The organism is Bradyrhizobium sp. CCGUVB4N, from assembly GCF_024199945.1.
Taxonomy (GTDB): Bacteria; Pseudomonadota; Alphaproteobacteria; order Rhizobiales; family Xanthobacteraceae; genus Bradyrhizobium.
This window is the reverse complement of the sequence record NZ_JANADP010000001.1, coordinates 2,408,985-2,430,150: the sequence shown is the minus strand read 5'-3', so window position 1 is coordinate 2,430,150 and position 21,166 is coordinate 2,408,985. Positions and strand designations below refer to the sequence as shown.

The 21,166-nt window shown below is 64.6% G+C and carries 20 protein-coding genes; 6 read left to right on the top strand and 14 right to left on the bottom strand.

Annotation, left to right across the window (positions count from 1 at the left end; all coding sequences use genetic code 11):
* Positions 1 to 149 precede the first annotated feature (149 nt).
* The 3 genes from NLM31_RS10930 (at position 150) to NLM31_RS10920 (ending at position 2,573) form a co-directional block, all read left to right on the top strand.
* Positions 150 to 314, top strand: coding sequence for a hypothetical protein (locus tag NLM31_RS10930; RefSeq protein ID WP_254129168.1), 165 nt, complete (start codon positions 150 to 152; stop codon positions 312 to 314).
* Positions 315 to 466: 152 nt separating this feature from the next.
* Positions 467 to 2,053 (top strand): EAL domain-containing protein, encoded by a 1,587-nt coding sequence (locus NLM31_RS10925; RefSeq protein WP_254192222.1) that lies wholly within the window; start codon positions 467 to 469, stop codon positions 2,051 to 2,053.
* 154 nt (positions 2,054 to 2,207) lie between these two features.
* Positions 2,208 to 2,573: a VanZ family protein gene (locus NLM31_RS10920; protein WP_254129166.1), complete on the top strand. Its 366-nt coding sequence runs from the start codon at positions 2,208 to 2,210 to the stop codon at positions 2,571 to 2,573.
* Between the two features lie 53 nt (positions 2,574 to 2,626).
* Here the strand turns inward: NLM31_RS10920 and NLM31_RS10915 are convergent, their stop codons facing one another.
* From NLM31_RS10915 to NLM31_RS10855, 13 genes are all read right to left on the bottom strand, one after another.
* On the bottom strand, positions 2,627 to 3,055 hold the full coding sequence (locus NLM31_RS10915) for a CHRD domain-containing protein (protein ID WP_254129165.1): 429 nt from the start codon (positions 3,053 to 3,055) through the stop codon (positions 2,627 to 2,629).
* Between the two features lie 129 nt (positions 3,056 to 3,184).
* Positions 3,185 to 3,469, bottom strand: a complete 285-nt coding sequence (locus tag NLM31_RS10910; protein WP_254129164.1) for a hypothetical protein — start codon at positions 3,467 to 3,469, stop codon at positions 3,185 to 3,187.
* 126 nt (positions 3,470 to 3,595) lie between these two features.
* Positions 3,596 to 4,042 carry a hypothetical protein gene (locus NLM31_RS10905; RefSeq protein ID WP_254129163.1) on the bottom strand — a complete coding sequence of 149 codons (447 nt, stop codon included), beginning with the start codon at positions 4,040 to 4,042 and terminating at the stop codon, positions 3,596 to 3,598.
* A gap of 150 nt (positions 4,043 to 4,192) precedes the next feature.
* Positions 4,193 to 5,914 carry a chemotaxis protein gene (locus NLM31_RS10900; protein WP_254129162.1) on the bottom strand — a complete coding sequence of 574 codons (1,722 nt, stop codon included), beginning with the start codon at positions 5,912 to 5,914 and terminating at the stop codon, positions 4,193 to 4,195.
* Between the two features lie 5 nt (positions 5,915 to 5,919).
* Positions 5,920 to 7,011: a chemotaxis response regulator protein-glutamate methylesterase gene (locus NLM31_RS10895; protein ID WP_254129161.1), complete on the bottom strand. Its 1,092-nt coding sequence runs from the start codon at positions 7,009 to 7,011 to the stop codon at positions 5,920 to 5,922.
* 17 nt (positions 7,012 to 7,028) lie between these two features.
* Positions 7,029 to 7,883: a protein-glutamate O-methyltransferase CheR gene (locus NLM31_RS10890; RefSeq protein WP_254129160.1), complete on the bottom strand. Its 855-nt coding sequence runs from the start codon at positions 7,881 to 7,883 to the stop codon at positions 7,029 to 7,031.
* Between the two features lie 135 nt (positions 7,884 to 8,018).
* Positions 8,019 to 9,824, bottom strand: a complete 1,806-nt coding sequence (locus NLM31_RS10885; protein WP_254129159.1) for a methyl-accepting chemotaxis protein — start codon at positions 9,822 to 9,824, stop codon at positions 8,019 to 8,021.
* Positions 9,825 to 9,881: 57 nt separating this feature from the next.
* The gene (locus NLM31_RS10880; protein ID WP_200472456.1) at positions 9,882 to 10,352 is read right to left on the bottom strand and encodes a chemotaxis protein CheW; all 471 of its coding nucleotides are present in this window, start codon (positions 10,350 to 10,352) and stop codon (positions 9,882 to 9,884) included.
* Positions 10,353 to 10,383: 31 nt separating this feature from the next.
* Positions 10,384 to 12,081 carry a methyl-accepting chemotaxis protein gene (locus NLM31_RS10875; protein ID WP_254192221.1) on the bottom strand — a complete coding sequence of 566 codons (1,698 nt, stop codon included), beginning with the start codon at positions 12,079 to 12,081 and terminating at the stop codon, positions 10,384 to 10,386.
* Positions 12,082 to 12,120: 39 nt separating this feature from the next.
* The gene (locus NLM31_RS10870; RefSeq protein ID WP_254129157.1) at positions 12,121 to 12,582 is read right to left on the bottom strand and encodes a chemotaxis protein CheW; all 462 of its coding nucleotides are present in this window, start codon (positions 12,580 to 12,582) and stop codon (positions 12,121 to 12,123) included.
* Entirely contained in the window at positions 12,582 to 14,669 is a 2,088-nt protein-coding gene (locus NLM31_RS10865; protein ID WP_254192220.1) for a chemotaxis protein CheA, read from the bottom strand. The genes NLM31_RS10870 and NLM31_RS10865 overlap by 1 nt, the downstream gene beginning before the upstream one ends.
* Complete coding sequence (locus tag NLM31_RS10860) at positions 14,666 to 15,031, bottom strand: response regulator (protein ID WP_194477495.1); 366 nt, start codon at positions 15,029 to 15,031, stop codon at positions 14,666 to 14,668. Before NLM31_RS10860 ends, NLM31_RS10865 begins: the two co-directional genes overlap by 4 nt.
* The gene (locus tag NLM31_RS10855) at positions 15,031 to 15,354 is read right to left on the bottom strand and encodes an STAS domain-containing protein (protein WP_254129155.1); all 324 of its coding nucleotides are present in this window, start codon (positions 15,352 to 15,354) and stop codon (positions 15,031 to 15,033) included. Before NLM31_RS10855 ends, NLM31_RS10860 begins: the two co-directional genes overlap by 1 nt.
* A gap of 286 nt (positions 15,355 to 15,640) precedes the next feature.
* On the opposite strand from NLM31_RS10855, the gene NLM31_RS10850 reads away from it, so the two are divergent.
* The 3 genes from NLM31_RS10850 (at position 15,641) to NLM31_RS10840 (ending at position 19,804) form a co-directional block, all read left to right on the top strand.
* Positions 15,641 to 16,780, top strand: a complete 1,140-nt coding sequence (locus NLM31_RS10850) for an HD-GYP domain-containing protein (protein ID WP_254192219.1) — start codon at positions 15,641 to 15,643, stop codon at positions 16,778 to 16,780.
* Between the two features lie 185 nt (positions 16,781 to 16,965).
* Positions 16,966 to 17,634: a hypothetical protein gene (locus NLM31_RS10845; protein WP_254129153.1), complete on the top strand. Its 669-nt coding sequence runs from the start codon at positions 16,966 to 16,968 to the stop codon at positions 17,632 to 17,634.
* Positions 17,635 to 17,653: 19 nt separating this feature from the next.
* A complete protein-coding gene (locus NLM31_RS10840; RefSeq protein ID WP_254129152.1) occupies positions 17,654 to 19,804 on the top strand; it encodes a CHASE2 domain-containing protein in 2,151 nt (716 codons plus the stop codon).
* A gap of 181 nt (positions 19,805 to 19,985) precedes the next feature.
* On the opposite strand, the gene pobA is transcribed toward NLM31_RS10840, so the two are convergent.
* Positions 19,986 to 21,158, bottom strand: coding sequence for a 4-hydroxybenzoate 3-monooxygenase (gene pobA, locus NLM31_RS10835; protein ID WP_254192218.1), 1,173 nt, complete (start codon positions 21,156 to 21,158; stop codon positions 19,986 to 19,988).
* Between the last annotated feature and the right edge of the window lie 8 nt (positions 21,159 to 21,166).

Sequence of the window (21,166 nt, the reverse complement as noted above, 5' to 3'; positions counted from 1 at the left end):
GATCCTCGTCGCGCTTGCCCCGACGGGCTCCCCCCGCGGATGACGAGAATTTGAGCGGCGCCGCGATCGCTTGCCCAACCCTCGATAAACGGAACTCCTGGGCCGCCTCAGCATTGCTCCCTTAGGGAATGCGGGGGGCGGAGCCCATCATGGCAAACTCTTTCCTAATTGTGATGTCGATTTGGCTCGCCATTAATGTCCTGGTCGCCGCGTGGCGATTGTGGGTGAGCCGGCCCGATAGCTGGAACATTGATACCGGCGCCCGCCATCTCAGTCCCGTCAGGGTGAAATCGCAATTGCGCCGCCGCGCCTGACGCCGCCGACGTCCCCGGTCGCGCCGGAGGCCTTCGGGCGTTCCCAGGACTGTGAACTGGCGTCATGCAACCACACGCGATCGCCTTAAACCCTATCTTAGCGCCTCCGAGGTTAGAGTTCTGGTCATTCTCTCTTAACCTCTGCGGGCCGGATGAAAGCAACACGGCCGAAACTCTCACTGGCAGTGCTCGTGCTTGCGGGCATGGTTGCGTTCGCCCTTGCCGGTCACATCGCGGCGACGCGGTTCATCCGGGATCAGCAGGCGCGCCAACTCGACGAGCTGACCGAAGTCGTGCTGCGCCGGTCCGAATTCGCCGTCGACTTCGCGACCGCGAGCCTTGACGAGCTGGCCGGCCGCGGGCTCGCCACATGCGCCCCCGCCTCGCTCCAGGCGATCCGCCTCCACGTCTATCAGCGCTCCGCCGTGAAGGACGTCCGCCTTGTCAATTCGGACGGCTCGGTGATCTGCTCGGCCTATTCGGAGACGCTCGAATTCGACAAGGGCTGGGTCGATCGGGCCGACATGCTTGCGTCCCGCGATTCGAAGTTGATGCTATTCCGTGTCGAGCAGTTCGGTGGCGACGCGCTCGGCGTGCTCAGGGACATCGGCGACAACAAGGCACTGGTCGCCATTCTCGGCATCAACTCCAGCCTGTTCGACATCATGCCGGCCGAGCTGCGCGCCCATGGCGAGGTGCTGCTGGCACTCAAGAACGGCGCACAGCTCGGCGAGTTCGCGCTCGACGCCGACAAAACGCCGGCGCATCCGATTGAGTTCGAGAAAGGCTCAGCGCGCTATCCGTTGCGCGCGGTCATCCGCATCGACAATTCCGTGCTGTCGACCTGGAACAGCGAGATCTATTGGCCGGCGATGGCGGTCGCGGTCGCACTCGGTGTGCTGTTCGGGGTCCTGTTGTCGCGGACGCGGCGCATGGAAGGACCCGTCGCCGATCTCGATCGCGCGCTGGCGCGGGGTGAATTCAAGCCTTACTTCCAACCGATCTTCGATCTCCACACCGGCGAGATCAGAGGCTGCGAGATGCTGGCGCGCTGGTTGCGCGAGGACGGCACGGTGGTGCCGCCGATGAATTTCATCCCACTGGCGGAATCCAGCGGACGGATCGAGGCCATGACCTGGCAGCTGCTCGGCCGCGCGCTGGCCGACCTCCAGCCGCTTCTCAAGGCCGACAAGGATTTCAAGCTCTCATTCAATGTCGTTCCCAGGCACCTGCTCGGCGCAGGGTTCGTCGAAACGCTTCGCAGCACCGTCGCGGCGGCACGGGTGTCCGCGCGACAGATCGTGCTCGAGGTGACCGAGCGCGACGAGCTCGACGATCTCGCGCGCGCCGCGGCCGTGGTGGGCGAGTTGCGCGACTACGGTTTTCGCGTGGCCATCGACGACGTCGGCGTCGGCCATAGCGGACTGTCGCGATTAAAGGGGCTCGGTGCCAACACGATCAAGATCGACAAGTTCTTCGTCGACACCATCACGGTGGACGCCTCGACCACGACGATCGTTGAGATGCTGGTGGCGCTCGCCAGGGATTTCCACATGACCGTGGTTGCGGAAGGCATCGAAACCGAGGAGCAGATCCGCGCGCTGATCTCGTGCGGCGTCGAAGAGGGTCAGGGCTATCTCGTCGCCGCGCCCCTGCCCTTGGCGAAATTCAGCGAATTGCTGGCGTCGCGGCGTGCCGCGACCGTGGCTCCGGCAGGCGATACCGCGCTGGTGGCGTAGGCCTGCCCGGCTGGTCCGAATTCGGACAGTTGCGATCTGCACCATGTCCCGGTGCGAACCACCTGTCATGAAGGCGCCATCGAAGAGATACGCCCCTTAACGATATTCTCCGCTTTCGAGAGCGGCACGCCGGTCGACCGGCTATGATGCTGCAATGCGCCGAAATCACCTCATCGCAGCTGCGGCCGTCTGCCTTGCGCTGATCGTCTATGCCACGCTGGCGACGCTTGCGGGCAGGCCGGTGTTGATCGGCCATGCCGAGGCGTATTGGGTCGTCGTCATCGAGCGCTTCAGCGCCTATTGCCTGCTGGGCTTCCTGCTGTCGTTCCTGCTGCCGGGACGCTTCAGGCTGGCTTGCGCATTCGTGATCGCGGTCGCCGTCGGACTCGAGGTCCTGCAGATGCTGGTGCCGGATCGCGATCCGCGATTCATCGACGTGCTGCAAAAGTCGGCCGGCGGCATCCTCGGCGTCAGCCTCGCCCAGACCATTCTGGCTTTCCTGCCCAGACCGCCGTCCTGACGCGGGCGGCGTCAGCTCACATCGCGAACGCGATATGCAGCCGGGCCGACAAATCATTTTGCCATCTGCCCGCGCAGCTCACCGCCTGGATTGGCCGCGGTGTGAATGTTCGCATACCATTTGCCGGCCAGGAGATCGGCAGCCTGCGTCTCGGTGAGGGTTGCGGTGCCCTGGATCGGGCTTTGCGTCGACTTGAACGGCAGTGCGATGCCGGCATTCTTGCCGGATTCGCTCGGTCCATGGAAATGCGCGCCGAGCGCCGGACCGGTCAGATTCGCGTAGGTGACCGTGTAGGTCAGAACCTTGGTATCCGTGTCGAAAGCCGCCTCGGCCTTGCCGGAGCCGGAACTCGCGTTGGGCGGCACCTCGTTGCTGCCCTTGAGGTCGGCCTGCAGTTTGACCACTTCGGCGCCGGCGGTGGTCACGAGAAGGGGCGGGAGCGCAAAAACCAACGCACCCGCCAGGTACACGGCTCTCAACATGGCAACCTCCCAGCCCGGATTCCGTTGGCTTCGACCTGTTCCGGTGTGAAACACCGGAGGTCGCACCAAATTCCGCCTGGATGATTATGCCTGATTCGAGCGGAGCGGACTGCTGCCGGAGCGGCGGACCTACGCCACGCCGCGCCTGAAGCCGTCCTGATCGGTGCCGAATCCGGCGGACATCTGCCGGTGGGTTTCGCGCAGCGCCGTGATCGCGTCATCGAGGCCGAATTCGCCCTCGCGAATGGTCTCGAAGAAGCGGGTCATCAAGCCAAAGTCCAGCTTGACGCGGGTGTTTCCATCGCGGCTCTTGCGCCGATCGAGCAACAAGTGCAGTGCCAGCACCCTGGCTTCAGGGGCCGTGCAGCCGCTGAGCGTCGCGAGTTCGTCATAAGTCATCCAGATCTGAGGCATATCCCTGTCCGCCTTTTGTTATGGGCCTCAACCTAGATTTCACATCTAAAAGCACTGTTGCCGCGGTGCGGCCTTCACGTGCTTTCGCGACAACAGCGTCAACGCAAAGCTAAGGCGCGGGATGCGTCAGGACGCCGGAGGCCTGGAGGGCGTGAATGGCGGCCGCGGCCGCGACCGGCTGTCGAGCCCCTTGGGCAACTTGTCGGGATTGAGCTTGAGGACCGCGCATTTCGCATCGGCCGGCAGCGCTTCTTCCTGGCTGTAGATCAACGTGCACTCGAACTCGACATCGGGCGCCTCTCGCGCCGTGCCCGAGCATGTCGCCATCGCGCCGCTGCAGAGGCCGGTCAGATTGACCTCGACCTCATCAGGACCAAACACGCTCGGATTGCCCTCGGCGTGGCGCTTCACGGTCAGAACAGCCGTGAAGCGTTGCTGATCGACCTGATAGGAGCCGCCATAGGTGAAGAAGCTGTCACGGCCCGAGATTCGCCCCTCGATCAATTCAACGAGGCCGGTGCCCTGGCCACGCGGGGTTCTGAACCAGGCAGCGTATTTGCCGTCTCTCAACATGAACAACATCCGTCGCAATATTCAAACGTATTTGCGACCAACTCTGGGGCGCGACAATGGCCGATATGGCGGGTATTCCGCCACGGTTAACGACCTGCAAAACCAAAGCGTCAAATTGCGGTGTGCCGCATGCGCGACGCCCGCGGCAACTCAAAACAATTCGATGCCGTCATCCGCAGGCTCGACAGCCTCGACCCGGCGAGCGGCAGCGCTCGACGTCAGCCCGAGCGCTTGCAAAAACTCCCGGTGGATGTCGCGCTCGCGCTCCATCGTGTAGCGCGCGAAGAGACCGTCGAGCAGCGCCTCGTCCTGCGGCTGCGGCCGATGCGTGCCTGCGCTTGCCGTCTCCAGGCGCGCAGCGACGGTGGGCAGCGTCGCAGAGCTCTCGCCGAGCGAGCTCATCAGCCCTTGCGCCGAATTCATCAGGCCTTCGAACTCGGCGCCTTCGTCGACGAGCCGGCTCATCAGCTTGCCGAGCCGTTCGTTGCCGGCTTCGACCTCGCGCAGCGCCTGGAGGATCTGCGGCTCCAGATTGGCGAGTTGCGTCGGATCGCCCTGGACGCGGAGCTCCTTCAACGCGTTGGCGGAGCGCTCGATGCCGTCGAGCACGGGGCGCAAGCGCCCTGCGCCGGCCGAGACCTGGTCTGCAGTCGCCTTCAGCTCGTTCGCGATCACGACGAAGGCGCTGCCGCGGCTACCGAGATGGCTCGCCTTGAGACCCGCGTTCATGCCGATCAGCGTGATGTCGACCGTGGCCTCCGCCAGCCCCGCAATGGCCTGGCGGAATTTCGTCAGCGTATCCTCGACGACCGCGAGCGCCTCGTCGACCGCGCGTCCGGCGCTCTCGCACGTGCCGATCAAGGTCGAGGCCTGGGCCAGCGTCTGCTTGATGCGGGTCAGGAACGACGCGGAAGAACCGTTCTCGCCACCGAACAGCGAGCGGCCGTGACCGACGACGCCACTTGCATCGCTCAGGATCGCCGACAGCGCGCGGATGATCTGGCCGATGTCGCCGCCGAACTCGCGCTGCGCGTCCCTGAGCTGAGCCGCCTGCAGCCGGCGGATCGCATGCGCGCCGTCATCGCTTGCGACCGGTTCCGGAACGAGGCTCGGCGCGGCGTCGGAGGAGAGGCGCAAGCCGTGGCAGACATGTTCAAGGCGCTGCCGCGTGCTGTCGCCGGCCTGCAGGGAAATGATCGCACCGCCGACCGCCTCGGCGATCTTCCGCGTGCTGCCGCTGGCGAGATCGGCGAGATGGCTGCTCTTGCTGCGCTGGTCGCGCAGGCCGGAATAGGCCGCACCGAGTTCGGCGCTCTCGGCGACCAGCTGATCGCCGTAACTTCTCTCGAATTCCTTCTGCCGGCCGGAGGCGGCCGCGACCGCGTCCGACAGGCGCTGCTGGTCTCGCGCGCACCCCTCGATCGAGCCCTGCACGGCCTTGCCAAGATCGTAGGCTTCCTGCGTGAAGGCGAGAAAGCCCTCGCGATCGCCATCGAGCGACGCCGCCTCGATCCGCGCGCTGCGCGCGATGATGGTGATCATCTGGATATGCTTGAACAGCGGCTTCAGCAGCGCGGATGCCTCGGTCGTGCTCTTGCCGATCGTCGCCAGCAGCGCACTCTCGGCCGGCAGTGCCTGCGCCAGCTCGCTCAGTCGCGCCGCGATCTCCTGCAGCGCAGTCGCGGCACCTTCGATCTCGGCACCGGAGAGCTCTTCGGAAAGAGACGCGAGCCCCTGATTCAGCTCCTTGAAGATGATGTGGCCGCGACCGAGCTCGTGACCGACGCGCGCAAACACGTCCTCGATGCGCGACGAGACGTCTTCGACCGCGGAAATCGTATCCGTCAGCGTGTTGGCCGGAAGCACGGACATCGCGATCAACCTACCGTCGCCGCGTGCCCGGCCTGGTACCAGTGCATGATCTCGCGCGGGATATGATTCAGCGCGACCACTTTCTCGACCCCGCCATGGGCGATGGCTTCCTTGGGCATGCCGAACACGACGCAGCTCTCTTCGTCCTGCGCGCGGGTCGAGGCGCCGAGCTTGCGCATTTCCAGCATGCCGCGCGCGCCGTCATCGCCCATGCCGGTCATGATGACCCCGAGCGCATTGGCGCCGGCGTGCTGGGCCGCGGAGCGAAACAGCACGTCGACAGAGGGCCGATGCCGCGACACCGGCGGGCCGTCCTTGATCGCGACCTGATAGCGCAAGCCGATGCGCTGGAGCAGCATGTGCCGGGCGCCCGGCGCGATATAGGCCCAGCCCGGCAGCACCGGCTCGCCGTCCTCCGCCTCCTTGACGCGGATCTGGCAGACGCCGTCGAGGCGCCTGGCGAAGGCGGCCGTAAAGCCCGCCGGCATGTGCTGGACGATCAAAATCGGAGGGCAGTTCGCCGGCAACATCTCGAGCACGTCGTTGAGCGCTTCCGTTCCCCCCGTCGAGGCACCGATGCACACGATGCGCTCGGTGGTCGGCCGGACCTTGCCCTGCACCGGCGGCGGGATGATGGCGTCGGCCGTCAGCTTCTTCTCGATCACCCGTCGTTCCGTGCGCGGCCGCACGCGCGCACGCGCCGCCGACTTCACGGATTCGCGCAGCCGCGTCGAGCACTCCAGCAGTGCCTGCCGCGTGTCGATCTTCGGCTTGGGCACGATATCGACGGCGCCGGCCTCGAAAGCCTCGAACATCACGTTCGAGCCTTCCTCGGTGAGCGACGAGCAGATGATCACGGGGATCGGACGCTGCGCCATGATCTTGCGCAGGAACGTCATGCCGTCCATGCGCGGCATCTCGAGGTCGAGGATCATGACGTCGGGAAGTTCGTCCTGGAGACGACGGGCCGCCACGAACGGATCCGACGCCGTCGCCATCACCTCGATGTCGGGATCATCGTTGAGGATCGTTTGAAGGATTTGGCGCACCGACGCCGAATCGTCCACGATCAGTACGCGAACTTTCCCTTTCGGCATATTCGGCGGAGCTCCAATCAGACCTGAAAAATGGTGGGCTGAACCTGCTTCAAACCCGGGACGGCACTGTGAATCATGGATTCCGAATGGCCGACCAGCAAATACCCGCCCGGCCGCAGATGATTGCAGAGCTGCTCGACGACCTTTCGCTGGGTCGGCTTGTCGAAATAGATCAGCACGTTGCGGCAGAAAATCACGTCGACGTCCCGGTCGACGGGATAGGACGGATCCATCAGGTTCATGCGCATGAAATGCGTCATGCGCCGCAGTTCCGGCACGACGCGCACCTCACCACGCGACTTGTCGCGCGAGGACAGGAAATATCGCTTCACGAACGGCTCCGGCACCGGTGCCAGCACGTCGCGGGTGTAGATCGCGGTCTTGGCGAGGCGTAGCACCGCGGTCGAGATGTCGGTGCCGAGGATGCGGTACTGAAATCGCGACCCGCTCCGCGTCATGTCGTCCAGCACCATCGCGGTGGTGTAGGCCTCCATGCCGGTGGAACTCGCCGAGCTCCAGAATTTCAGGTTTGCATTCTTCCGGCCGTGCGACTTGAGCAGCGCCGGGATGGCGATGTCCCGCATGAAAGTGAAGTGCTGCGGCTCGCGGAAGAAGTCGGTCTTGTTGGTCGTCACCACATCGATCAGATGGGTGAGCTCGGTGTCGAAATGATCGGCCTCGAACAGGTTGTCGACATATTCGTTCAGGTCGGAGAAGTTCAACGCGCGCACGCGCTTGTGCAGACGTCCCTCCAGCATCAGCCGCTTGCCCTGCGGCAGCTTGATGCCGACCTGGCCTTCGATCAGTTCGGCAATGGTCCGGAAATGACGGTCCGACAAGTGCACGGCCGTATCCTGCATGGCGGGCATCATGGCCGCCTGCCCCGGCCCTGACGGCCCGCATGCAATGAATGTCGGGCCAACCGGGCCATTTTGCTTCCTACGCGTCTACACAAGAGAAGAGAACAAGTCCGCCCGATGGGCGGGCGGACCTGTTCCCGGAAAATCTCAGCGCTGAAAATCGGCGTCCCGATCATCCTCACCGTCGTTCATGTCGAAAGCAAAGCCGCCACCGCCCGCCGCCTTCATGGCGCGTGCCGGCCTGGCCTGCGGCTTCTTGGCGGGGCGCTCGGCCGCTGCCATGGTCGCGGCCTTGGCGCGGAGCTGAGTGACGGCCCGGTCGACAGGCGCCGGCCCGTTGCTCTTCCCGCCATGCTCGATGCGGAAATAGGCGATCGTCGACTGCAGCTGCTCGGCTTGCGAGGCGAGCTCTTCCGAGGTCGAGGACACCTCCTCGGAGGCGCTGGCGTTTTGCTGGCCGACCTTGTCGAGCTGCTGGATTGCCTGGTTGATCTGGGCCGAGCCGACGTCCTGCTCGCGGCAGGCCGCGGTGATCTCCTCGACGAGCTCTGCGGTCTTCTTGATGTCGGGGACGAGCTTGGACAGCATGGCACCCGCTTCCTGCGCGACCTTGACGGTGTCGGCCGACAGCGTGCCGATCTCGGCCGCCGCCGCCTGGCTGCGCTCGGCGAGCTTGCGCACTTCGGAGGCGACCACCGCAAAGCCCTTGCCGTGCTCGCCGGCGCGCGCGGCCTCGACCGCGGCGTTGAGCGCGAGCAGATCGGTCTGGCGTGCGATCTCCTGCACGATGGTGATCTTCTCGGCGATGGTCTGCATCGCGTTGACGGCGCGACCCACCGCAGCACCGCTGGCTTCGGCGTCCTTGGCCGACTGCGCCGCGATCTTCTCGGTCTGGTTGGCGTTGTCGGCGTTCTGCTTCACGTTCGAAGCCATCTCTTCCATCGAGGACGAGGCTTCCTCGGCGGACGAGGCCTGCTCGGTCGCGCCCTGCGAAAGCTGCTCGGCGCTGGCCGAGAGCTCCTGGCTTCCGGCCGAGACGTTCTGCGCCGCGGTCAGGGCTTCCGAGACGATCTGACGGAGCTTCTCCACCATCCGTTCGAGCGCGAGGCCGAGCGTATCCTTGTCCGACAGCGCCTTGGCTTCGACGGTGAGGTCGCCCTGCGCAATCTGGTTGGCAAGGGCCGCGGTGGCGTTCAGGTTCACCGTCATCGCGTTCAGCGACTTGATGAGATCGCCGATCTCGTCATTGCTCGAAGCCTCGATCTTCTGGCTGAGATCGCCGATCGCGACCGCATCGGCGAGGCCGACGGCCTGCGCCAACGCGCGGCTGATATTGAGCGCGATCCAGGTCGCCGCGACGACGGCGATCAGGAGCGAGGCAATCACCAGGCTGATCAGCAGCATCTCGGCGCGGGCGCCGTCCTGCTTGGACTGCTCGGCCTGCTCCGCCATGTTCTTCTTGACGTTCTTGATGTAGCCGTCAGCTGCCTCCAACGCGTCCGCGACGACCTTGCGGCCGTCATGCATGGAGCGGTCGAGCGCCTTCGGCTTGTCGGTCTTCGCAAGCCTGACCGTCTCGTCCTGATAGGCGTTCAGCTTGGCGAACGCGACGGAGAAATTCTCCATCAGTTTCTTGCCGCTTTCGCTGGCCGCGGCGGTGATCTCGTCCTTGGACTTCGTCAGCGCTTCGCGGTTCTTGGCGAGGTCGGCGACGAACTGGTCGTATTCGGCATCGCTTGCCGCGAGGATCGAGTTCTTCTCGGCGCGCACCAGGAACAGCACGCCCTCCTTGAGCTCCGCGGCCTTTTCCATCCGGCCCGCGCGGCCGACCAGCTGCTCGGTGGTACCGACCATATCCGACAGCTTCAAATACCCGACCGCACCGGCGATCATGGACAGCAGGATGACGACGCCGAAGGCGCTGGCAAGCTTGGCTTTGACGGTGAATCTCATGATGTATCTCGTAGTTCTGGATTAATGTTGCTTACGCTTGCTGCACAAAATCTAGGATCAGGCGGCGCGAGGCGCCTCGCCCGGTAGCTCGTCATTCGCCATCAGCTTGGCGAGATCGAAGATGACGACGAATTTCTCGCCCTTGCGGCCAATGCCGGCGGCGTAGTCGGACTGCCATTTGCCGCCCACCTCGGGGATCGGCTCGATCGCCTGCTCGTCGATGTCGGTGACCTCGAACACGCAGTCGGCGACGAATCCGACGCCGACCAGGCGCTCCTTCATCGGCACGTCGAGGATGATGATGCGGGTCGCCTCGGTCGCTGCCACGGCCGGGAGGCCGAGCTTGGTGCGGAGATCCACGATCGGATAGCCGGCGCCACGCACGTCGATCATGCCGAGCAGGAAATTCGGCGCATGCGGCAGACGCGAGATCGGCCGCATGTCGAGGATTTCACGCACGTTGCGGATCGAGATGCCGAACGTCTCGCCGGCGAGCCCGAGCGTCAGATATTGCGAGGTTGCGGCCATGCTCAAGTCCAGGGTCAGATGGTTCTAGTTGTCAGCGCTGAAACTCGGCGTCGCGATCGTCTTCGCCGTCGTGCATGTCGAAGGCGAAACCGCCGCCATTGGCGACCTTCATCGCGCGCGCCGGCTTGCGCGCGGGCACAGGCTTCTTTGCGCCACGATCCGCCGCCTGCATCTGCCCTGCCTTGCTGCGGAGCTGGGTCACGGCACGGTCGATCGGCGCGGACGAAGCGCTCTCGCCACGACCGGCCTGCTCGATGCGGAAGAACGAGATGGTCGACTGCAGCTGCTCGGCCTGCGAGGCGAGCTCTTCCGAGGTCGAGGACACCTGTTCGGAGGCGCTGGCGTTCTGCTGGCCGACCTTGTCGAGCTGCTGGATGGCCTGGTTGATCTGCGAGGAACCGACATCCTGCTCGCGGCAGGCGGCGGTAATCTCCTGCACCAGCTCGGCGGTCTTCTTGATGTCGGGCACCAGCTTCGACAGCATGTCGCCCGCTTCCTGCGCGACCTTCACGGTCTCGCTCGATAGCGTGCCGATATCGGCTGCGGCAGCCTGGCTGCGCTCGGCAAGCTTGCGCACTTCGGAGGCAACCACCGCGAAACCCTTGCCGTGCTCGCCGGCGCGGGCAGCTTCGACCGCGGCATTCAGGGCGAGCAGGTCGGTCTGACGCGCGATCTCCTGCACGATGGTGATCTTCTCGGCGATGGTCTGCATCGCCTGGACGGCGCGACCGACGGCAACACCGCTGGCCTCGGCATCCTTGGCCGACTGCGCCGCGATCTTCTCGGTCTGGTTGGCGTTGTCGGCGTTCTGCTTCACGTTCGAGGCCATCTCTTCCATCGAGGAAGAAGCCTCCTCGGCGGAGGACGCCTGCTCGGTCGCGCCCTGCGAGAGCTGCTCGGCGCTGGCCGAGAGCTCCTGGCTGCCGGCGGAGACGTTTTGGGCAGCGGTGAGCGCCTCGGCGACGATCTGGCGAAGCTTTTCGACCATCACGTTCAGCGACTTCGTGAGATCGCCGATTTCGTCATTGCTCGACGACGGGATCGTCTGATTGAGATCGCCATCGGCGACCGCGCCGGCAAGGTTGACTGCGCGACCCAGCGAACGGCTGATCGAGATCGAAATCCACAGTGCCGCAGCGATCGCGACCATCAGCGACACGCCAAGGAGCGTCATCAGCAAGAACTGCGCCTGGTGCCCCTCTTCCTTCGACGCGACGGCCTGGTCGGCCATCTGCTTCTTGGTGTTCTCGACGTAGGCGCCCATCGACTCAAGCGCCTCGTTCACGATCTTGCGGCCCTCATTGGTGGAGCGATCGATCGCTTTGGCTTTGTCGGTCTTGGCGATCCGGATCGTCTCTTCCTGATAGGCATTCATCTTGGCGTAGGTCACGGCAAAGGCGTCAAGCAGCTTCCGGCCGGCCTCGCTCGCCAGGGCGTAGACCTCATCCTTGGTCTTCAGGGCGGCGTCGCGACGCTTGGCGGCGTCCGCCGCAGCCAGGTCGACTTCGCTCTCATTGCCGATAATCGCGTTCTTTTCCGCGCGAAGCTGGATCAGAATGTCCTTCTCGATCTCGGTCGCCTTTTCCATGCGCTTGGCGCGCAGGACCATGCTGTCGGCCGTCGCCATCATGTCGCCGAGCTTCATATAGGCGACGCCGCCGGCAACCATCGACAGAACGATGACCAGGCCGAACGCGCTGGCAAGCTTTGCCTTGACCGTAAATCTCATATCCAGCCCCTAACCCCAGTCTCGCCCCGAGACGTCGTTTCAATTCAGAATGCGTTCCATGTTGGGAACGATGACGAACTCTTCGCGCCATTTCGCGATGAAGCGAATGAACTCCGGCTTCCAGTGCATGCCGACGCGCGGCGTTTGCTGCACGTCGGTATGCGAGATCTCCGTGACCTCGTAGACCTTGTCGGCGGTGACGCCCACCAGCACCGGTTCGTTGTCGAGCTCGATCTCGATGACGACGATGCGCGTATCCGCGGAGTCTTCCGGCTGCGGCATGCCGAAGCGGATGCGCAGATCCGCGAGCGGAATGACATTGCCGCGCACGTTGATCACGCTGGGAACGAAGGCCCGCGCGCCGGCCACCTTGGTTACGGGCACGGGATCGATGATTTCGCGCACGAGGCCGGCGTCGAGCGCGAACTTCTCCTCGCCGAGCCCGATCATCACGACCTGCATCGCGCCGGCCTGATGTTCTCCCGCCAATCCGTCGCTCATCACGCCGCCTCGCTGATATGCTGTTTCTCGACCTTCGACTGCGCCAGCGCGACGAGCTGGGCGACGTCGAGGATCAGCGCCGCCGTGCCGTCGCCCAGGATGGTCGCGCCGGAGAAGATCGTGACGTCCGAATGCAGCTTGGAGAGCGACTTGATCACGGTCTGGTGGTTTCCGATGATCTGGTCGGCGACGAGGCCGACGTGAGTCTCGCCGGTCGAAATGATGATCGTCTTCTGATGCCGATCAGGCGTGCCCGACGACGACATGATCTCGCGCAGGCGGAGGAAGGGCACGAGGTTGCCGCGCACGTTGAGGAAGTTACGTCCGCGGGAGCGTTCGTCCTCGGCGGTCAGCTCGATGCATTCCTCAACGGCCGACAGCGGAATGATGTAGCGGCCTTCACCGACGCGGATCAGAAGCCCCTCGATGATCGCCAGCGTCAGCGGCAGACGCAGCGTCACCGTGGTGCCCTGGCCCGGTCGGGTCGACAGGTCGATCGAGCCGCGCATGTTCTCGATGGTGCGCTTGACCACATCCATGCCGACGCCGCGGCCGGACAGCGCGGAAATGGTCTGCGCGGTCGAGAAGCCCGGATGGAACAGGAATTGGTGGATCTCGTGATCGGAGAGCACAGCACCGGCCGCGATCAGGCCCTGCTCTTCGGCCTTGGCGCGGATGCGGGCGGTGTTGAGGCCGCCGCCATTGTCCTTCACGGTGACGAGCACCTGTGCGCCGGAATGCACGGCCGCGAGCTCGATGCGGCCCTGCTCGGTTTTGCCATTGGCGCTGCGGGTCGCGGTGTCCTCGATGCCATGGTCGATGGCGTTGCGGATCAGATGCACCAGCGGATCGGCCAGGCACTCGATCATGGTCTTGTCGAGCTCGGTGTCCTCGCCCGTGGTGACGAACTCGACCGGCTTCGACAGGTCGCGCGACAGGTCGTGGATCAGGCGGCGGAAGCGGCCGAACAACGAGCCGATCGGCACCATGCGCGCGCCCATCGTGGTATCGCGCAGGGATGAAGCCAGGCGCTCGATCTCCTCGGCGATCATCTTGATCGAGAGATCTGAACCGGAGGCGGCGAGCTGGGTCAGCCGGGCCTGGGCGATGACGAGCTCGCCGACGCGGTCCATCAGCTCGTCGAGGCGCTCGGCCTGAACGCGGACGGTGGCGATGCCGCGATCGTCGCGCTTGGCTTCGGCCTTCGATTCCGGCTTCGCGTCGACCTTGACTTCGGGCTTCGAGTCCGCCTTTGCGACGGGCTGAGCGGCGACGGGTGCAGTGACAACCTCAACGACCGGGGCAGCCATCTCGACCATCGGAGCCGGCTCCTCGTCGAGGAGCTGGAACAGCGGCATCGGCGCAGGCGCCTCGACATGTTCCAGCGGCGAGAGCGTCAGCTTCATCTCGTCCGAGACGAACATGAAGACGTCGTCGATCGCATCCTTTTCGCAAGCCGCGTGCAGCTTGACGTCCCACTTCAGATAGCAATCTTCCGGCTCCATCTCGTCGAGGAACGGGATGCCGTCGGTCACGGGAACGACGAAGCAGGGACCGAGCTTGCAGAGATCCTCCAGCAGATCGAGCGGGTTCGAGCCGTTGCGCAGGATGTGGGATTCGAATTCCAGGTAAAGGTGCCAGCCGGCCTGCTTGCTCTCGACGGGCGCGAGCGGCGGAGCTTCCGCGATCTCGGCGACGCGAGCGGCGGGCTGGTCCGACGAGACGAAGCGTTTGAGGTCGTCGAGGATGGCTTCGCCGATGATGTCATCGGTCGACTGCGGATCCTCGATCAGCGCGCGGATATAGTCCTTGGCGGCCAGCGCGACCGAGATCAGCTCCTGGGTCGGCTTGATCTCGCCCTTGCGGACGCGGTCGAAGGCGGTCTCGAATTCGTGGGTGAAGGAGGCGACCTTGTCGAAGCCGAACATCGCACCCGAGCCCTTGATCGTGTGCAGGGCGCGGAAGGCGGAATCGACCAGCTCGCGGTCGTCGGGACGCTGGCCGAGGTCGAGCAGGGCCCCTTCCAGGACCTCGAACAGCTCGCTGGCTTCCTGGCGAAAGACCTCGGTCGGGTCCATCGCGCTCATGCGCGCACCAGCTTTGCGACCACGGCGAGCAGCTGCTCGGGCTTGAAGGGTTTGGTGATCCAGCCGGTGGCGCCGGCGCTCTTGGCTTCCTGCTTCACCGCGTCATTGGATTCGGTGGTCAGGAACACGATTGGCATGCCGACAGCGCTCGGCAGCTTGCGCAGCGCCTTGATCAGCTCCAGCCCGTTCATGACAGGCATATTAAGGTCGGTGATGACGAGATCGAGCTTGCCGGCCTGCGCCTTGGCGAGGCCCTGCGCACCATCGCCTGCCTCGATCACGCTATGACCGGCCGGCTCGAGCACGACCTTGATCATCTGCCGGATGCTAGGCGAATCGTCGACGGTCAGAATCGTGGCCATTAGGCGCCATCTTTCTTTTGCGGGAAGTGCTGATCGATCATCGCCTCGCTGGCGAAGCCGGCGCGGCGAAGGGTGTTGCGCAGAGACTGGGAGAAAGACGTCAGGACCACCGGGCGGCCTTGGGCATCGCCGGTCTTGGCAGCCGACAGCAGAAGCTGGATCGAGGTCACGTCGGCCTTGTCGACGCTGGAACAATCAATCTCGAGCCGGTCCTGCCGGCCGAACGCTTCGCGGATCAGGTCATAGACACTACGGATCGCAGCGATGCTGCAATCTGCAGGCAGCCGTAGGGACCACTTCGGCTCAGTGACATCAGACGACATTCGTCCCCCAAAATTCCTCGGGACTCACTGCACGCATCGCGCGAATCCCGCACGATGACTATTCGCGTCCGAGAGTGTGCAAACCCCTAATGGAATCCTCCGTACAACTACGGGTCACATTCCCAGAAACTTCGCGTGTGCATGCATGCGTGCATAGCCGGCGCAAATCTCATGCGCTGCGCGCAACGTTGAGGCAGTTTGACGCGGCATGGACGTTTGCTCCGCGTTAAATCGCGCGAGCTATCTGTTGAGGTCACGCCTCGCATCCGAACGAGTCCGGCCGCCGATGCTGACCCAAGCGCTTCTGGTTGATGACAGCCGCTCCGTCCTCAATTTCCTGAAACGTCATATCGAAGCGGAAGGCCTCGTCGAGGCCGCCACCTTCCTCGATCCCGTCGAGGCGCTGGCTTGCGCGCGCGAGCGCGTCTTCGATCTCGTGCTGGTCGACTACGAAATGCCGCACATGGACGGCATCAGCTTCATCCGCACGCTTCGTACGCTGCCGGGATGCACCGACATTCCGATCGCGATGATCACGTCGCGGCAGACCGACGACATCAAAATGGAAGCGCTGCAGGCAGGTGCAACCGATTTCCTGCCCAAGGCACCACAGAGCGTCGAGATGACGGTGCGGCTGCGGAATTTAATTCAGCTTGGTGCAGCCGTACGCAAGCTCAACGATCGCGCTGCCCATCTGGCGAGCGAAGTCGCCGCCGCAACGCGCAAGCTCGGCGAGCGCGAGGAGGAGATCATCCTGCGGCTCGCCCTCGCGGTCGAGTACCGCGACAACGACACCGGCGAGCACACGCTGCGGGTCGCGCGCTACAGCCGGATCATCGCCGAGCAACTCGGGCTCCCGCCCCGCCTCTGCCGCGACATCTATCTCGCCGCCCCACTGCACGACGTCGGCAAGGTCGCGATTCCCGACAACATCCTGCTCAAGCCCGGCCGGCTGACCGACGACGAGATGGCGGTGATCCGCACCCACGCCACGATCGGCGAGAAGATTTTGGCCGACTCCAGCTGCGAGCTGATCCAGCTCGGTGCGCAAATTGCCGCAGGCCATCATGAGCGATGGGATGGCGCCGGCTATCCGAACGGCCTCAGGGCGGACGAGATCCCGGTCGCTGCACGCGTGGTCGCGGTCGCCGACGTCTTCGACGCCCTGACGACGCGGCGCCCATATAAAGAGCCGATGCCGCCGGACCTGGCGCGTGACTATTTGGTCGAGAACCAGGGACGGCAGTTCGACCCGGCCTGCGTCGAGGCCTTCCTGTCGCGCTGGGATGAGGTGGTAGCGATCGCCGCCGGGCCGACTGCGACGCCGTTGCCAAAATCCGAGGCCATCCTCGCACCCTTTATATTAGGGGCGACCGGGGGCCGCCCGGAGCTGGACCGCACAGGCGAGGCCACCGCGGCAGGCTGACAATGCGCCAACAGTAACGGTTTGCCGCGGCGCCGTTTTCTGCCATCACCGGTTTGAACCAGTTCCTGCTAGGGTGCACCAATACCAAGAGTGATTCTGATCACACTTGCCTGGGCGATCCACTGCTAGGCTCCCGCCGGGACGTGGATCAGTCGGGTATATCGTTCGAACTGGATGAGAAAGTCATGAGAAGCCTGATCGGCGCAATCGCCGGCGTGTTTTGCCTCGCGGGTCCCGCCATTGCCGAGACGCCCGCCGCCATCGTCGAGGACGTGCAAGGCAAGGTCGACGGCATCGAGTTCATGGACTACGTGGCGCCCGGCAAGATCATCAAGCTCGGCCCCAAGGCAGGCGTCACGCTCAGCTATTTGAAATCCTGCCTGCGCGAGACCATCACCGAGGGCGTCGTGCTGGTCGGCGCGGAGCAGAGCACCGTGCAGCTCGGCAACGTCGAGCGCGTCAAGGTGCCGTGCGATGCCAACGCCGTGCAGCTCTCCGAGCGCGAGGCCAACCAGAGCGCGGCGACCACGTTCCGCAGCATGCGCGCCGACGCCAATAGCTCACCGGCCAAGCTGCCGACGATTTACGGTGTCGCGCCGCTGATCCAGGCCAAGAGCGGCAGCACGCTGGTGATCGAGCGCACCGACGGCAAGGAGCCCACGATCAACCTTCCGCTCAAGAGCGACATCATGGTCGCCGGAAAATTCTACGACCTCTCGAAGGCCGGCAAGTCGCTGACCCCGGGCGGCAGCTATCTCGCGAAGCTCGGCACCAAGCGCTACACGTTCCAGGTCGACGCCAGCGCGACCGCGTCGCCGACGCCGATCGTCGGCCGTCTGCTGCGGCTCGAATAGACGGTCCGCGACAGCAACGATGCGGCGGATCGGCAAGCGGGACATCGTTGCGGCAATCCTGATTGCGCTCGTTGCGGGTGCGGCCTTCACGTCTCCGCCGTTGCAGACCCTGCAAGGTCTCTCGCTCGACATCCTCACAGCCTTGCGCTGGAAGCTGATCGGCGACCGCCGCGATCCCGCGACATCGCCGGTCGTCGTCGTCGCGATCGACGGCGAGACCTACGAGACCCCGCCCTTCAAGGGATCGCCGACCCAGACCTGGACGCGCGAGATCGGCCGGGTGCTCGGAAGCATCACCGAAGGCGGCGCCAAGGTCATCGGATTTGACGTCATCTTTCCGAGCTCGATCGAGCAGTCGGAAATTCCCTTTGGCGACACATCGTTCGGCAACCGTGTGAAGGGATTTGACCGGGACTATCTCATCGCCCTGCGAAAACTCTCCGACAGCGGCAAGCTCGTGCTCGGCGAGATTCTCAGCAACGACCATCCGGACCGGCCCGATCGCGCGCAGCAACTGGCGGTGAAAAACAACATCCGCGCGCTCAACGTCCATACCGACGCCGACGACGTGATCCGGCGAATGCCGCTGAGCTTTTCCATCGCGGGCCAGCCGATTCCCGCAATGGCCGTCGAACTCACCGCGCGCGCGCTCGCTGCCAAGCCCGAGACCGGGCCGACCGGCGTGACGAATTTGTCCGGCTACGCGATCCCAGGCATCGTCCCCAACACGCTCACGCTCAACTTCCGCGGCATGGGCCGCGACATCCCCGCCTATTCCTTCGCCGATTTGCGCGCCTGCGTCGAAAAGGGAGATGCCGAGTTCTTCCGCCGGGCCTTCGACGGCAAGATCGTGCTGCTCGGCAGCATCCTCAATTTCGACGACCGCAAGCTCACCTCAATGCGCCTGGCCGGTGGATATGACGGGACACCCGGATCGCGATGCGCCCTGCCCGCGCCTGCGCGCGCGGCGCAACAAGCCCGCAACGCCGTCGCCGGCGTCTTCGTCCACGCCACCGTCGTACGAAATCTGCTTGAGCACGATGCCATCACCGAGCTCGGCTTCCCGCTGCGAACGATCCTGACAATTGCGTTCGCGGCGATCATTGCCGCGGCCGCCTGCCTGCTCGCTCCGACCGGCGCGGCGATCACCTGGCTTGGGCTCACCGTCGCCTACGCCGCCGTCGCCGTCGGCACGTTCACGCATGCCATCGCGCTGCCCCTGACCGAGCCGGTGCTCGCGGGTCTCGCAGCGCTCGCGCTGATGATCGGCTACCGCTTCGTGATCGCCGACCGTGAGGAACGCTTCCTGCGCAAGAGCTTTGCGTTCTATCTCGCGCCCGAGGTGATCGACGGCATGGTCGCATCCGGCAAGATGCCGGTGCTCGGCGGCGAGATGCGCAACATCACCATGTTCTTCTCGGACCTCAGCGGCTTCTCCTCGATCGCCGAAAAGATGACGCCGAGCGAGCTGGTCGCGTTGATGAACGACTATCTCTCGGCCATGACAGACATCATCGAAAGCCATGGCGGCTACGTCGACAAATATATCGGCGATTCCATCGTCGCGATGTTCGGCGCGCCGGCCGACGATCCCGATCATGCACGCAACGCGGTCGCGGCCGCGCTACAATGCCGCGACCGGCTCGAGGAGCTCAACGAAAACCATCCCGCATTCCGCGGCCGCGGCCTCGCCCACCGCATCGGGCTGAACAGCGGCGAAGCCGTGGTCGGCAATATCGGCTCGCGCCGGCGCTTCAACTACACCGTCATGAGCGACACCGTGAATCTTGCCTCACGGCTCGAAGGCGCCAACAAATATTTCGGCACCGTGATCATGGCGTCGGAGATGACCGTGAACCTGAGCCGCAACGCCTACACTTGGCGCGAGCTGGACATGGTCAGGGTGCAGGGACGCGACGAGCCGATCAGGGTGTACGAGCCGCTTGCCGAGAAGAACCAGGAGACGCAGGAGCAGGGTACCCGCGCGGCAGCTTACGCCATGGGACTTGCATGCTGGCGCGCGCGCGACTTCGCCAAGGCGGCGGAGCTGTTCGAAAGCGCCGCCGCTGACGATCCGCCGTGCCGGTATTTTGCCAGGCGTGCCCGAGCCCTGGCAACGAATCCGCCGCCGGGCGAGTGGACACCGGTGAATACGCTGGAAGGGAAGTAGCGACCTCTTACCCTCCCCTGGAGGGGGAGGGTCGGCTCACATTAAGCGCAGCGAAAATGTGAGACGGGGTGGGGTGATCTCTCCCCGCGGGCACTGTTCATCGTGGAGAGACCGTCACCCCACCCCGCTCGCGCTACGCGCGATCGACCCTCCCCCTCCAGGGGAGGGTGAAGGCCGGCTCCTAGAACGGCAGCCCCACATAATTCTCCGCGAGCAACCGCTGCGCCGTCTCGGACGACAGCAGGTACTCGAGCTCGGTCTGCTGCAGCCGGTCTTCATAGTCGGAGCGATCCGGGAAACGGTGCAGCATCATCGTCATCCACCACGAGAAGCGTTGCGCCTTCCAGATCCGCGCCAATGCCTTGGCGGAATAGCCCTCCAGTCCGGAATCGTCACCATCCTGATAATGCGCGAGCATCGCGTGGTAGAGGTAATAGATGTCGGAGGCGGCGCTGTTCAGCCCGCGCGCGCCGGTCGGCGGCACGATGTGGGCGGCATCGCCGGCGAGAAACAGGCGGCCATAGCTCATCGGCTCGGCGACGAAGCTGCGCAAGGGAGCGATGCTCTTTTCGATCGAGGGTCCGGTCGCCAAACGGTCGGCGACCTCGTCGGGCAGGCGACGCTTCAGCTCCGCCCAGAACGCATCGTCCGACCAGTCCTCGACCTTGTCGGTCAGCGGTACCTGGACGTAATAGCGGCTCAGCACCTGTGAACGCAGCGAGCAGAGCGCAAAGCCGCGCGCGTGCTTCACATAGATCAGCTCCGGCGACACCGGTTTCGTGCGCGACAGCACCCCTAACCAGCCGAATGGATAGACCTTCTCGTATTCGCGCAGCACGTCTTTCGGGATCGATTTGCGGCTGACGCCGTGAAATCCATCGGCGCCGACGATGTAGTCGCAGTCGACGCGGATCGCCTCGCCGTTCAATCGATACGTCACGTAGGGCCGGGCGGAGGTCAGATCATGCGGCGTCACGTCCTCGGCGTTGTGCACGACCTTGCCGCCAAGACGATCGCGCGCCTCGTAGAGGTCGCGCGTCAGCTCGGTCTGGCCGTAGACCAGCACCGAATTGCCGCCGGAATGCCTGTGCAGGTCGATATGGGAGAGCACGCCGTCATGGGCGATCTCGAAACCGTTGTGGATCTCGCCCTCGCGGTCCATCCGCTCGCCGCATTGCGCCTCGCGCATCAGCCGGGCAAACCCGTGCTCGAGCACGCCGGCGCGGATGCGCGCCAGCACGTGCTCGCGGCTGTACTTCTCCAGCACGATGGTGTCGATGCCCTTCAGGTGCAGGAGCTGGGACAGCAGCAGCCCGGACGGCCCGCCGCCGATGATGCAAACCTGGACTTTCATTTTTCCGT